General features: G+C 67.1%; 11 protein-coding genes. All 11 read right to left on the bottom strand.

The features are described 5' to 3' along the window. Positions 1–101 precede the first annotated feature (101 nt). Positions 102–1,265, bottom strand: coding sequence for a M20 aminoacylase family protein (locus Q344_RS0115650; RefSeq protein ID WP_028287575.1), 1,164 nt, complete (start codon positions 1,263–1,265; stop codon positions 102–104). 39 nt (positions 1,266–1,304) lie between these two features. Next, positions 1,305–2,315 (bottom strand): ABC transporter ATP-binding protein, encoded by a 1,011-nt coding sequence (locus tag Q344_RS24165; protein WP_051630676.1) that lies wholly within the window; start codon positions 2,313–2,315, stop codon positions 1,305–1,307. Next, on the bottom strand, positions 2,312–3,292 hold the full coding sequence (locus Q344_RS0115640) for an ABC transporter ATP-binding protein (protein ID WP_028287574.1): 981 nt from the start codon (positions 3,290–3,292) through the stop codon (positions 2,312–2,314). Before Q344_RS0115640 ends, Q344_RS24165 begins: the two co-directional genes overlap by 4 nt. Beyond that, on the bottom strand, positions 3,285–4,859 hold the full coding sequence (locus Q344_RS0115635; RefSeq protein ID WP_036539327.1) for a gamma-glutamyltransferase: 1,575 nt from the start codon (positions 4,857–4,859) through the stop codon (positions 3,285–3,287). Before Q344_RS0115635 ends, Q344_RS0115640 begins: the two co-directional genes overlap by 8 nt. After that, positions 4,844–5,728, bottom strand: coding sequence for a polysaccharide deacetylase family protein (locus tag Q344_RS24160; RefSeq protein WP_036539323.1), 885 nt, complete (start codon positions 5,726–5,728; stop codon positions 4,844–4,846). Before Q344_RS24160 ends, Q344_RS0115635 begins: the two co-directional genes overlap by 16 nt. Continuing rightward, on the bottom strand, positions 5,725–6,513 hold the full coding sequence (locus tag Q344_RS0115625; protein WP_028287572.1) for an SDR family NAD(P)-dependent oxidoreductase: 789 nt from the start codon (positions 6,511–6,513) through the stop codon (positions 5,725–5,727). Before Q344_RS0115625 ends, Q344_RS24160 begins: the two co-directional genes overlap by 4 nt. Before the next feature lie 3 nt (positions 6,514–6,516). After that, entirely contained in the window at positions 6,517–7,383 is an 867-nt protein-coding gene (locus tag Q344_RS0115620) for an ABC transporter permease (protein ID WP_084178439.1), read from the bottom strand. Continuing rightward, positions 7,380–8,306, bottom strand: coding sequence for an ABC transporter permease (locus tag Q344_RS0115615; protein WP_028287570.1), 927 nt, complete (start codon positions 8,304–8,306; stop codon positions 7,380–7,382). The genes Q344_RS0115620 and Q344_RS0115615 overlap by 4 nt, the downstream gene beginning before the upstream one ends. A gap of 7 nt (positions 8,307–8,313) precedes the next feature. Further along, on the bottom strand, positions 8,314–9,804 hold the full coding sequence (locus Q344_RS0115610) for an ABC transporter substrate-binding protein (RefSeq protein ID WP_028287569.1): 1,491 nt from the start codon (positions 9,802–9,804) through the stop codon (positions 8,314–8,316). 63 nt (positions 9,805–9,867) lie between these two features. After that, on the bottom strand, positions 9,868–11,382 hold the full coding sequence (locus tag Q344_RS0115605) for an ABC transporter substrate-binding protein (RefSeq protein WP_051630674.1): 1,515 nt from the start codon (positions 11,380–11,382) through the stop codon (positions 9,868–9,870). Then, entirely contained in the window at positions 11,379–12,200 is an 822-nt protein-coding gene (locus Q344_RS25190) for a GntR family transcriptional regulator (RefSeq protein WP_028287567.1), read from the bottom strand. Before Q344_RS25190 ends, Q344_RS0115605 begins: the two co-directional genes overlap by 4 nt. Between the last annotated feature and the right edge of the window lie 283 nt (positions 12,201–12,483).

Raw genomic sequence — 12,483 nt, 5'->3', positions numbered from 1 at the left:
GACTGCATCACCCTTTCCGGTCCACTCATCCGCAGGTCGGACAATACAGCCATCGGCGGTGATTGCCGCCGATGGCTGCGCTGCTTGCCATAGCAGGACCGTCAGTCCTCCAGGCGCTTTTCCACGATGCGGGCGTAGATGGACGCCCCCACCGGCAGGATGGCGTCATCGAGGACGAAGCCCGGGTTGTGAAGCGGCACGTTTCCGGCGTGGCCCACGCGGCAATAGGCGCCTGGCACGACCTTGAGCATGTCGGCGAAATCCTCGGATCCGGTGGCAGGATCGGCGTCGAGCGTGGTGTTTTCGGCACCGACGATATCGCCTGCCGCTTCGATATAGGCTTCCGACAGGTCCTGGTCGTTCTGCAGCACGTCGAAAACGTTGCGCAGGTCGACGTCGATCTCGACTCCGAAGCCCGCCGCGACGCCTGCGCAGAGCGCGCGCATGCGGGCCTCGGCCATCGTTATGACGTCGTCGTGGAAATAGCGGATGGTGCCGGTGATCACCGTTCGGTCCGGCACCACGTTGTAGGCCGAGCCCGCGTTGAACGTCGTGATCGAGAGCACCACCGGCTTCAGCGGCGGCGTGTTGCGGCTGACAACTGTCTGGAGCTGCTGGACCAGCTGGGCGCCGATCACGATCGGATCGCGCGACTGGTGCGGCATCGCCGCGTGGCTGCCGGTGCCCTTGATGGTGATGTCGAAGAAGCTCGCCCCGGCCATCGCCGGACCGGGGGCGATGCTGACGACGCCGGGATCCGCGTTCGGATCGTTGTGCATGCCGTAAAGCTCGTCACAGGGGAACCGCTCGAACAGCCCCTCGGAGATCATCCGGCGCGCACCACCCAGACCTTCCTCGGCCGGCTGGAAGATGAAGATCACGGTGCCGTCGAAATTGCGCGTCTCGGCCAGATAGCGGGCCGCGCCGAGCAACATGGTGGTGTGCCCGTCATGGCCGCAGGCGTGCATCTTGCCCTCGTTGGTCGAGGCGTAGGCCACGCCCGACGCCTCGGTGATCGGCAGCGCGTCCATGTCGGCGCGCAGTCCGATGCAGCGGTTGCCGCCGCCATTGCCCCTCAGCACCCCGACGACGCCGGTGCCGCCGATGCCCTCGTGCACCTCGTCCAGGCCGTAGGCGCGCAGCTTCTCCGCCACGATGCCTGCGGTGCGGGTTTCCTCGAAGCCCAGCTCCGGGTGCGCGTGCAGGTCGTGACGGATCTCGGTGAGCTCGTCGGCGAAAGTCTCGATCCGGGGAATGACACTCATTTGGTCGGGTCCTTCTGTTCCGGGCGGCGGGACTGCCGCCTATCCTGTCGTGTCGAGCGCCGAGGCGCCCGTGATTTCGCGTTCCCTGACGTGACAGGCCAGCCGGTGACCGGGCGCCACCTCGACCGGCGCGGGGCGGATCACGTCACAGCCTGCCTCGCGCAGCGGGCAGCGGGCGACGAAGGGGCATCCGGGCGGCATCTCCATCGGGTTCGGCACATCGCCCTGCAGCGGCCGCGCGGTCTTGGCCCGTTCGGCGCGCGGATCGGGGATCGGCACCGCGCTCAGCAGCGCCTCGGTATAGGGGTGCAGCGGGCGGGCGAAAAGCGCGTCGGTCGGCGCCTCTTCAACCACCGTGCCGAGGTACATCACCGCGATCCGGTCGGCGATGTGGCGGACCACGCTCAGGTCGTGGCTGATGAAGAGGTACGACAGTCCGAGGTCCCGTTGCAGCCGCAGCAGCAGGTTGAGCACCTGGCTCTGGATGGACACGTCGAGCGCCGAGACCGCCTCGTCGCAGATCACCACACGCGGTTCCAGCGCCAGCGCGCGGGCGATCACCACGCGCTGACGCTGGCCTCCCGACAACTCGTTCGGGTAACGGTCGCGCTGGCCGGCGCGTAGCCCGACGAGCTCCATCAACTCGTCGACCCGCGCGCGCCGATCCGCCTTGCCGACGCCGTGGATCGCCAGCGGCTCGGCGATGGACTGGCCGATGGTGCGCTTGGGGTCGAGGGCCGAGACCGGGTCCTGGAACACGACCTGCAGGTCGCGCCAGAGCGCCTGGCGTTCCCGCCCCGTCAGCGCGGCGACGTTGCGGCCGTCGAAATGGATCGCGCCCTCGGTCACTGGCGCGAGCCCGAGGATCGCATTGCCGGTGGTGGACTTGCCGCAGCCGGATTCGCCGACGATGCCCAGCGTCTCGCCCTTGTTGAGGGTGAAATCGACCCCGTCGACCGCGCGGACGACCGGCTTCTCGCCGAAGAGCTTTCCGGTGGCGACCGGGAAATGGACCTTGAGGCCCTTCACCGAAAGAAGCGGTTCACTCATGCCAGACCCTCCACCTTGTCGGAATGCCAGCAGGCGGTGACGTGATCGTTGCCCTCGCCGACCGGTTCCAGAGGGGGTCGGCTGGCGCAGTGATCCGTGGCCAGCGGGCAGCGGGTGCGGAAGCGGCACCCTTCGGGCCAGGCCGAAACGTCCGGGACCATGCCGCTGATCGAGAAGAGCTCGGTCTTCCGCGCCCCGTCCATGCGCGGGATCGTCGCCAGCAGGAGCTTCGTGTAGGGATGCCGGGGCGCCGCGAAAAGCTCGTGCACCTCGGCCTGTTCGACGATCCGGCCGCCGTACATCACGCAGACCCGGTCCGCGACCGAGGCGACGACACCCATGTCGTGGGTGATGATGAGGACGGAGGTGTCCGTCTCGTCCCGCAGTCGCCGCATCAGGTGCAGGATCTGCGCCTGGATCGTCACGTCGAGCGCGGTGGTGGGTTCGTCCGCGATCAGCAGCCGCGGTTCCGCGATCAGGGCCGAGGCGATCATCACGCGCTGGCACATGCCGCCCGACAACTCCGAGGGCAATTGCCGGGCCCGCTGTTCGGGCGCGGGAATGCCGACGTCGCGCAGCATCCCGACCGCGCGGTCCCAGGCATCGGCCTTCGTCGCCCGGCCATGCACGATCAGGCTCTCGGCCACCTGTGCCCCCACGCTCAGCAGCGGGTTGAGCGAGGCGACGGGCTCCTGAAAGATCATCGACAACGACGTGCCGCGCAGCTTCTGCATCGCGGTGTCGTTCCCGAGGTCCAGCTGCTCCCCCTCGAGCGTCGCGGTCCCGTCGGTCTGGCGGACCGAGCCCGAGAGCAGGCCCATGATCGACAGCGCGGTCAGGCTCTTGCCCGATCCGCTTTCACCGACGAGGGCCACGATCTCGCGCTGCCCGATAGAGAAGTCGACGCCGTCCACCACGGAATGTTCGCCGACCCCGATGCTGAGGTTCCGGATGTCGAGCGTCTTTGCCTCAGCCATGGCGTCCCCCTTCCGCGGCGCAGGCGGTCCAAGGGTTCACCGGGTGCGCCATGCCGGAATTCAGCCCGTCCCGACGCGCGACGGCGGACGGGATGGCGAAGAGGACCGGGTGCAGGGAATTCGCGCGGATCTCGACCGGGTAGCTCCGGCTGACCGCCGCCGCCACGTCCGGCGCGGCGGCCTGGTCGACCACGATCGTGGGGCCCGAACCGTCGATGCGCGGGGCATGGAACGCCTCCTCCAGCGACATGCCGCGGTCCAGCACGTAGCTGATGAGCTGGGCAATGCACGGAAAGATCTGCCGTCCGCCCGCCGCACCGATGGCCATGGCAGGGCGGCCTTCGCGGCTGAGGATCGCCGGGCTCATGTTGGCCAGCGGCCGGGCGGCCGGCGCGATCCCGTTGGGCACGCCCTCCCGCGGATCAAACCACATCATACCGTTGTTCATGAGGATACCGCTGCCGGGCAGCGTGACCTTCGACCCGAAGCGCGACAGCAGCGTGTTGGTCAGCGCCACCATGTTACCCTGCGCATCCACGACCGAGATATGGCTGGTGCAGTCTCCATGCGCGCCGGCGTGCCCCATGGTCTTCAGCCGGCCCTCGTAGGTGTTTCGGATGGCATTGGCATAAACCGCCGCAGCCTCGGCTTCGGACGCATCGGGGGTCAGCTCCGCCTCGATCCGCGACAGGGTCTCGAGCAGGCTGGGCCCGCCGCATAGGCCCGGAACCACGGACACCTCGGTGTCGCGGTATTGCCCGGTGCGGGCCTCGGCCCAGCGGGGCTGGAAGCCGGCAAGATCCTGGGCGTCGATGACCGAGCCGCCATCCTGCAGGTCCTCGACCAGGCGACGCGCCACCTCGCCCTCGTAGAAATCCCGCGCGCCCGCGGACGCCAGCCGCCGCAGCGTCGCGGCCTTGGCCGCCATCGGAAGGTAGTCGACCTGCTTGCCATTCGGCACCCGGCGCGGGCGGCCGTTGTCGAGGAAGAGCTTCGCCGATTCCGGGAACCGCGCCAGCCCCTGCGCATCCACGGCGAGGCAGAGCGACGTGAACCAGTCGATCCGCATGCCCCGTTCGGCGATCTCGATGGCGGGGGCCAGCGCCTCCTCCCACGAGATGGTGCCGTGTTTCTCGAGCGCCGCGGCGAAGCCAGCGATGGCGCCGGGCACGCAGATCGAGGGATAGCCGATCAGGTTGCGGTCGCCCTCGACCGAGGGCCAGTCGAACCAGTCTCCGTCTCGCCCTCCCGCCAAGGGGTATTGCGACCGGTCCATGTTGCGGCTGGCCCGCACGTTGAAGTCGAGCGTGTCGATGCCGCCGCCATCGCCCGGCGCCCAGAGAAGCAGCCCGCCGCCGCCGATCCCGCTGAGCCAGGGTTCCACGACAGACAGCACGAGTGCCGCGACGACGGCGGCATCCATCGCGTTGCCGCCGTTTTCGAGCACCTTCGCGCCCGCCTCGGCGGCCTCGAAATGCTGCGCCGCGATCACGCCACGCCGGCTGTCGAGCTGCTTCTTGCTGACCGTCCAGGTCTCCTCGACGCGGTCGGTCACGTCCTGGTCCATGCCGGATGCTCCAACAGGGTTTCGGGGATGTGAGAGGTGATCTGGTCCCGTTCCATGGCGTGGGCCGCGTGATGCGCGGCGACCTCGGCCACGGTGGCGACCCAGACGTCCCCCTTGGCGAGGACCTTCTCCAGCAGGCTTTCCAGCATCACCGGGCGGGCGCCGCGGCCCGAGATCCAGTCATGCACGGTCAGCATGAAGAGCGAACCGAAACGATGGCTCGCCTCGAATTCCTCGGACCACATGCCGAGGATCTCGGCGGGGCTGCGGGGGGCCGGGTCGCCGCCGCCGAGGAACTTGAAGAAGATCGCGTCATCCGTGCCCCAGTTCACCGGCACCTCGACCACGCCGTCGACGGTATGCGGCGTATCCAGGCCCATCAGGGAGCTGTCGTAGAAGCCGTGGCGCTTCACCTCGGCCAGCATGTGCGGCGTCATCTCCCACGCGGGAGAGCGGAAGCCCTTGGGCGTCTCGCCGGTCTGCCTCCGGAAGATCTCCAGCGAGGAGTCCAGCACGCGCGAGAATTCCTCGTCCGAGACCTGCGCCACCAGCTCGTGGAAATACCCATGCAGCCCGACTTCGTGCCCGGCCTCGATCAGCGCGGGGAGCATCCACGGATGCGCCTCGGCCACGGCGCCGGGGACGTAGAAACTGCCCTTCACGCCAAGGTCCTTGAGGATCGCCGCGATCCGCCGGATGCCCACCCGCGGGCCGAAGTTGCGCTGTTCGAGGTGGCTCAGAAGCTGCGGCACCTCGTGGCGGTTGTTCCACATCCACGGCGAATGCGCGTCCACGTCCATCGTGAAGCAGAAGGCCGAGGTCTTGCCCTCGGGCCAGGGATAGGGCGCGGGGAGGTCGAGAGTGCTCATAGCGGGGCCTTCTTGTCCTGGTAGACGTCGGTCGAACCGATCGAGTTGCCGCCGTCGACGGTCAGCGTCGCGCCGGTGACGTAACATGCCGCTTCGCTCGCGAGGTACATCGCGGCGGGAACCACGTCGGACGGAGACGACGCGCGGCCGAGCGGCACGGAGGAGCTGACGCGTTTCACGTGTTCCTCGGGCAGCGGGCTTGCGGTGGAGCCCGCGGCAAAGCCCGGTTCGAGCGCGTTGACCCGGATGCCGTAGCGCGACAATTCCAGCCCGTAGCCCTTGGTCAGCCGGTCCAGCGCGGTCTTCGACAGGCTGTAGGGCGCGGCTGTCAGGCGCATCTTGCGCGCGGCGCCCGAGGAGACGTTGATCACGCTGCCCTTGCGCTCGGCCCGGATCATCTGGGTGGCGATGCCGCGGGTCATGAGGTGGACGGCCCGGAGGTTGATGTCGAGAATGCGGTCCCATTCGTCCGCGTCTGTGTCGAGCAGGAAGCCCGAGGGGTAGACGCCCGCGTTGTTGATCAGAACGTCGGCCGCGCCCCAGCGTTCGCCGACCTCGGCCACGAGGGCGTCGATGGCCTTGGCCTCCTGCAGATCGCAGGCGAAGCCGAAGCTGCCCTCGGCCCCGACCTCGGCCGCCAGGGCATCCAGCGCGCCCTGGTCCATGTCGGTCAGGCACAGCTGGGCGCCAGCTTTGCCGAAACCTTCCGCCAGCCAACGTCCGACCACGCCGAGCGCGCCGGTGATGATGACATGCTTGCCTTCAAATTCTGTTCCGAAATCCATGACTTACCGTGACTTTGGGTTGAGGTATGCGCTGAGCCGGTCACCGATCAGGTTCACCGACAGCACGAGAAGGAAGAGGCAGAGCCCCGGGAAGGTCGCGATCCACCAGGCGGTCGACACGTAGTTCCGCCCGACGCTGAGCATCGCGCCCCAACTGGCCGTGGGGGGCTGCACGCCGAGGCCGAGGAACGACAGGCCCGCCTCGAAGAGGACCATCAGGCCGAACTCCAGCGTCGCCACCACCGCGAGGGGCGCGAGTATGTTGGGCAGGATGTGCAGGAAGAGCACCCGGAACGGCCCCGCGCCCATGGCCTTGGCCAGCCGCACGTAGGGCTGGTTCGACACCGCCAGGGTCTGACCATAGGCGACGCGCGCATAGCGCGGCCAGCGCGTCAGGGCGAGGACGAGGACGACATTCACGAAGCCGGGGCCGAGCACCGCCACCATGATGATCGCCAGCAGGATCGCCGGGATCGAAAGGAAGATGTCGACGAGGCGCATCACCACCACCTCGACCCAGCCGCCGCGATAGCCCGCGAGCATGCCGAGCGTGATGCCGACGGCGCCCGAGAGGATCACCGACAGGACGGCGACCGAGAGCGAGACGCGCGCGCCGTAGATCACCCGGCTCAGCAGGTCGCGGCCCAGTTCGTCCGAGCCCAGCAGGTAATAGGTGCCCCTTGCCTCGGTTCCCGGCGGCTTGAGCCGGCCCAGCAGGTTCTGCGTGTTGGGATCGTAGGGCGCGATCAGCGGTGCGAGGATCGCGACGATAACCATCATCGCGAGGATGGTGACGAAGACGCCCACGGGCACCCCGCCGCCCGCCTGCGGCCGGAACATGCGGCGCCATGTGGCGGTGAGCGCGATCATGCCTTGCCTCCCTTGCGGATGCGCGGATCGACCACGCCGTAGAGGATGTCGGCCAGCAGGTTGACGCTGATCGTGACGAAGGCGCCCAGCAGGACGATCCCCTGCACCACGACGAAGTCACGCGACTGCACGGATTGCACGGTGAGCTGGCCAAGCCCGGGCCAGGCGAAGACCGTCTCGACGATCACCGCACCGGCGAGGAGCTGCGAGATCTCGAGCGCGCTGATCGAGATCACCGGGATCAGCGAGTTGCGGATCAGGTGCTTGCCGACCAGGCGCCCCGTGCCAACGCCGCGGGCGCGGGCGGAACGGACGTAATCCTTCGACATCTCGTCCAGGATCGAGCTTCGGGCGATCCGTGCGTAGGTGGCCATCGACAGGAGGCCGAGCGCGATCGACGGCATGACGAGGTGGGCGAAACTGCCCGAACCCGAGGGCGGCAGCCAGCCGAGCCAGACGCCGAAGACCATGATCATGAGGATGCCGCTCCAGAAGGTCGGCATGCTCTGCGCCCCCAGCACGATCCCCATCAGAACGTTGGTGAAGCGATGCTTGCGCCAGATCGCCATGGCGAGGCCCACGGGCAGGCCGATGACGAAGGCGACGAAGAGCGCGCCGGCGGCCAGTTGCAGCGTGTAGGGCAGCCGCGAGGCGATGATCTGGGTCACGGGGACGTTCTGGACGTAGGAGGTTCCGAAGTCGAACCGGAGCATGTCCCACAGGTAATTCAGGTATTGCACCACGAGCGGCTGATCGAGGCCGAGCGACCGGCGCATGGCCTCGATATCCGCCTGCGTGGCCGTTTCGGGGACCAGCAGGTAGGTGGGATCCCCGGTCAGGCGCTGGATGAAGAACACCAGCGTCATCACGCCGAAGATCGCCACCAGCGCCTGACCCAGTCTTTGCAGCAGGAAGACCGACATGGGCCGCTTATTCGCTCCAGCTCATGCGGTTGAGGAACAGGCTCTCGTTCGCCGTCGGCGTCCATTCGAGCTTGTCGGACGCACCGTAGAGCGCCACCGCCTGGTAGAGCGGCAGGATGTAGGCGTTGTCCTGAACGGTCTTCTGGACCTCGGTATAGGCCGCCATGCGTGCATCTTCGTCCAGCGAGGTCCGTCCCTGCTCCAGCAGGCCGTCCAGCTCGGCATCGTTCACCCGGCTCCAGCTCGAGGAGGAATGCAGCAGCGGGAACTGGACCCCGTCGACATCCTGGCAGGCGCAGGACCAGCGGCCGAAGCTGAGGTACGGACGTTCCGTCTGCTCGGGCGCGCGGGCGGCCTGAAGGTAGGTGCTCATGTCGGTCATCGAGATCTCGACGTTGAAGCCGGCTTCGGTGAGCATCTGCTGGATCGCCTGCACGATGCGCTGGTCGAAGACCGGCGAGGTGGCGAACTGCATGGGCGTCTCGCCCGCGCCGGTCTCCTCGACGATGCGCGCGGCCTCCTCGGGATCGTAGGCAATCGCCTCGACGCCCTCGACGTAGCCGAAGTGGGACGGCGTCGCCATCTGGTCGACCACGGTCTCGCCGCCGGCCAGGATGCCCTGCACGATCCCTTCACGGTCGATCGCCATCATGGCGGCCTTGCGCACCTGCGGATCGTCGAGCGGCGGGCGCGTGGTGTTCATGCCCATGAAGGCCACCCGCTCGGTCGGGGCCGTGAGGACCTGCACGCCGGGCTGCCCTTCGAGCTGCCGTGCGATGTCGCTGTCGATCGATACGATCAGATCCGCCGTGCCCGCCCGCAGGTTGGCGACACGGGTGGAGGCGTCGGGCACTGCGACGAACGAAGCGGTCTCGAACGGGCCGGCGTCGCCCCAGTAATCGTCGTTCCGGGTCAGCGTCACGTCGACGCCACGGTTCCAGGCCTCGAAGGCATAGGGGCCCGAGCCGACCGGCGCGTTGTTGAACGCCTCGTCGCCGACGTCTTCCACCACGTGCTTGGGCACGACCGACAGCTTCACGAGCTGGGCCAGCAGCACCGGATAGGCGCCGTCGGTGGTCAGCGTGACCTCGTAATCGCCGGTCACTTCGGCGCCGGTGATCTGGTTGAACTGCCCCAGCTGCGGCGAGCCGAAGTCGGGGTTCGTGATGCGCTGGACGGAGAACGCCACGTCCTCGGCGGTCAGGGGCTCACCGTCGTGAAAGGTCACATCGTCGCGAATGGTCAGGACCATCTCGGTGTCCGAGACCTGGTTCCACTCGGTCGCGATCTGCGGAACGATCTCGCCCGCGTCGTCACGGGTGACGACGTTGTCGAAGATGTTCCGATAGACGTAGTAGCTGTCGGGGTTCCACTGCTGGTGCGGGTCCAGCGTAGAGGGTTCGTTCACCAGGTTGACGGTGAAGTCCTGCGCCATCAGGGCAGGTGCCGACAGCAGGCTTGTCGCAATGACGATGCCACGGATGCTTGTACGGATCATGGTCCGGTCCTTCCTTGAAATGTATGGAATGCGGGGCCGCGCCACGCGCGGCCCCGCGGATGGTCACTCGGTCCAGCTCATGCGGTTGAGGAACAGGCTCTCGTTGGATGTAGGCTGCCAATCGAGGTTTTCCGCAGCACCGTAGATGATCGCGGCCTGGTAGAGCGGCAGGATGTCCGCGTCTTCCAGCGCCATGCGGTTGATCTGCGCGTAGAGATCGGCGCGCCTGGTCTCGTCCAGTTCGCTGCGGGCTTCGTCGAGCAGGGCGTCGATCTCGGGGTCGCTCACCCGGCTCCAGTTCGACGAGGAATGCAGCAGCGGATACATGATCCCGTCCGGGTCCTGGCAGGCGCAGGACCAGCGCGAAAAGGTCAGCATCGGCGCCTGTTCGGGCGTGGTCTGCTGGTCCTTCAGCCAGGTGGCCATGTCTGTCGTGTCGATCGCGACATTCAGGCCCACATCGGTCAGCATCTGCTGGATCGCCTGAACGACGCGCTGGTCGAAGACCGGCGAAGTGGCGAGGCCCAGCTCCATGTCTGGCGCCGTCTCGAGCCCGGCAATCAGCTCCTGCGCCTTCTCCGGATCGTAGTCGTACCCCTCGATCCCGTCGGCCCAACCGAAATGCGCGGGCGAAAGCATCTGGTCGACGATCTGCGGGTAGCCCCCGAGCAGACCATCCACGATGGCTTCGCGATCGATGGCGTGACTGATTGCCTTGCGAAGGTCCGGCTGGTCGAGCGGCGCCAGCGCGCTGTTCATCGCGAAATAGGCCACCCGCTCGGTGTTCACGGTCAGGACCTTGCCCTGCCCGCCGTTCTCCACCTGCTGCGCGAGATCGGTGTTCAGGGTGACGACGAGGTCGGCGGCACCGGCCTGAAGATCCGCCACGCGCGTTGCCGCATCCGGCACGCCGCGGAAGACCACGGTCTCGAACGGCCCAATGTCGCCCCAGTAGTCCTCGTTCTTCGTGACCGTGACCGAGACGCCGCGATCCCAGCTGTCGAAGATGTATGGGCCGGAGCCCACCGGAGCCTCGTTGAACTCGGCCGAGGTCATGGTCGAGGCGATGTGCCTGGGCACGATCGACAGCTTCACGAGCTGCGCCAGCAACGCCGGGTAGGCGCCGTCGGTGGTCAGCGTGACCTGGTTCTCGCCGGTCACCTCGGCCTTGATGATCTTGTTGAACTGACCCAGCTGCGGAGAGCCGAAGTCCGGATCGGTGATCCGTTCGACGGTGTAGACGACGTCTTCGGGCGTGAGCGGGGTGCCGTCGTGGAAGGTCACGTCGTCACGGATGGTGAAGACGGTCTCGGTGTCGCTGGTCCGTTGCCATGCCGTCGCGATCTGCGGCACGATCTCGCCGGCGTCGTCGCGGGTGACCATGTTGTCGAAGATGTTGCGGTAGACGTAGTAGCTGTCCGGGTTCCACTGCTGGTGCGGGTCGAGCGAAGACGGCTCGTTCACCAGGTCGACGGTCAGCAGGTCCTTCGCGATCGCCGGGGTGAGCGCGGTCATCGCGACCCCCAGGGACAGGGCAATCGGCAGCGCGAAGCGTGCCGCCCTCTTGGTGCCTTTCATGAGGAGACTCCTTTGTTGGACTTTGTCCCGGACTCGTCTGTGATCTTCCTCCCGGGTGATGCGCCTGTATCCGGCCTTGACTGACCGTTGTTGGACGAGGCGTCCTGGGCGTCGGGTGTGACGCCAAGCTCGGTGCGGTCCCGCATCAGGCCCGCAACGGCGTAGTTCTGGAAGGCGGTGATATCGGCCATTCGAAGCGCGACGATCCGCTCCCCGTCGCCGGCTGCGGCGGCCTGCGCCAGCTCCCGAGCCTGGCAAGCCGCGAACGGCTGCGACGCGGGCATCTCGAGGAACCGCAGGATGCGTTCGGAATGGTCCCAGAGGCCGACGAGGAAATGGGCCATCAGGCGGTTGTCGACCGCATCGGAAAGGGTGTCGAGCAGCTCACGCTCGTAGCTTCGCCGTGTCGTGAGGCTGGCGGCATCCCCCTGCCCCTCCAGCACCTCGATTATCTCGGCCAGCTCTTCCATCCGGGCCAGCGCGGCCGCGTCGGGGCGCACATCGGCAAGGCAGGATTCGACCTGCCGGCGGGCGGAGATGACGTCGCCGATCAGCGCGCCGGTGACCGGCAGCACCTTCCAGCCCGCCCGCCGGATCGGATGCACGAGCCCGATGGCGGAAAGTCTGGCCAGCGCGACCCGCACGGCCGCGCGACCAAGTCCGAACCGCTCCGAAATCTGTGCTTCCGTGGCGATGGACCCGGGCGCGAGTTCGCAGGACTGGACGGCCACCTTCAGCCGATCCTCGGCGAAACTGGTCTTCTGCGCGGGCTGAAGCGGGTCTGACTGGCCCATGAAAGGCGATTTCGGATCGAACAAGCAACTCTCCTCCGTTCACTTGAAGAGCTTAACCGCAGTCTTAAAAAATCTTCAAACTTTATTCCTAACATCTTCATGTGTGAGAATGATTGCAGTCATGGCTGATGAAGATGCCCAAAACTTCATCGGCATTCGTTGGCATAATTCGTTGGTGGTTGGCCGGAGGCACGATCACCGCCTTCCGGCGGCCGCCATGAGGCTTGCGAGGTTGCCGGAAAAAACGTGAACCGTCCGGCTCGATTCTTCCTGAGCCGCGAGGATCACGGCCCTGCCGACATGACCG

This window comes from Pseudooceanicola nanhaiensis DSM 18065, assembly GCF_000688295.1.
Lineage (GTDB): Bacteria > Pseudomonadota > Alphaproteobacteria > Rhodobacterales > Rhodobacteraceae > Pseudooceanicola > Pseudooceanicola nanhaiensis.
Note: the sequence above shows the minus strand (reverse complement) of the source record. Positions and strands in the feature narration are given on the sequence as shown.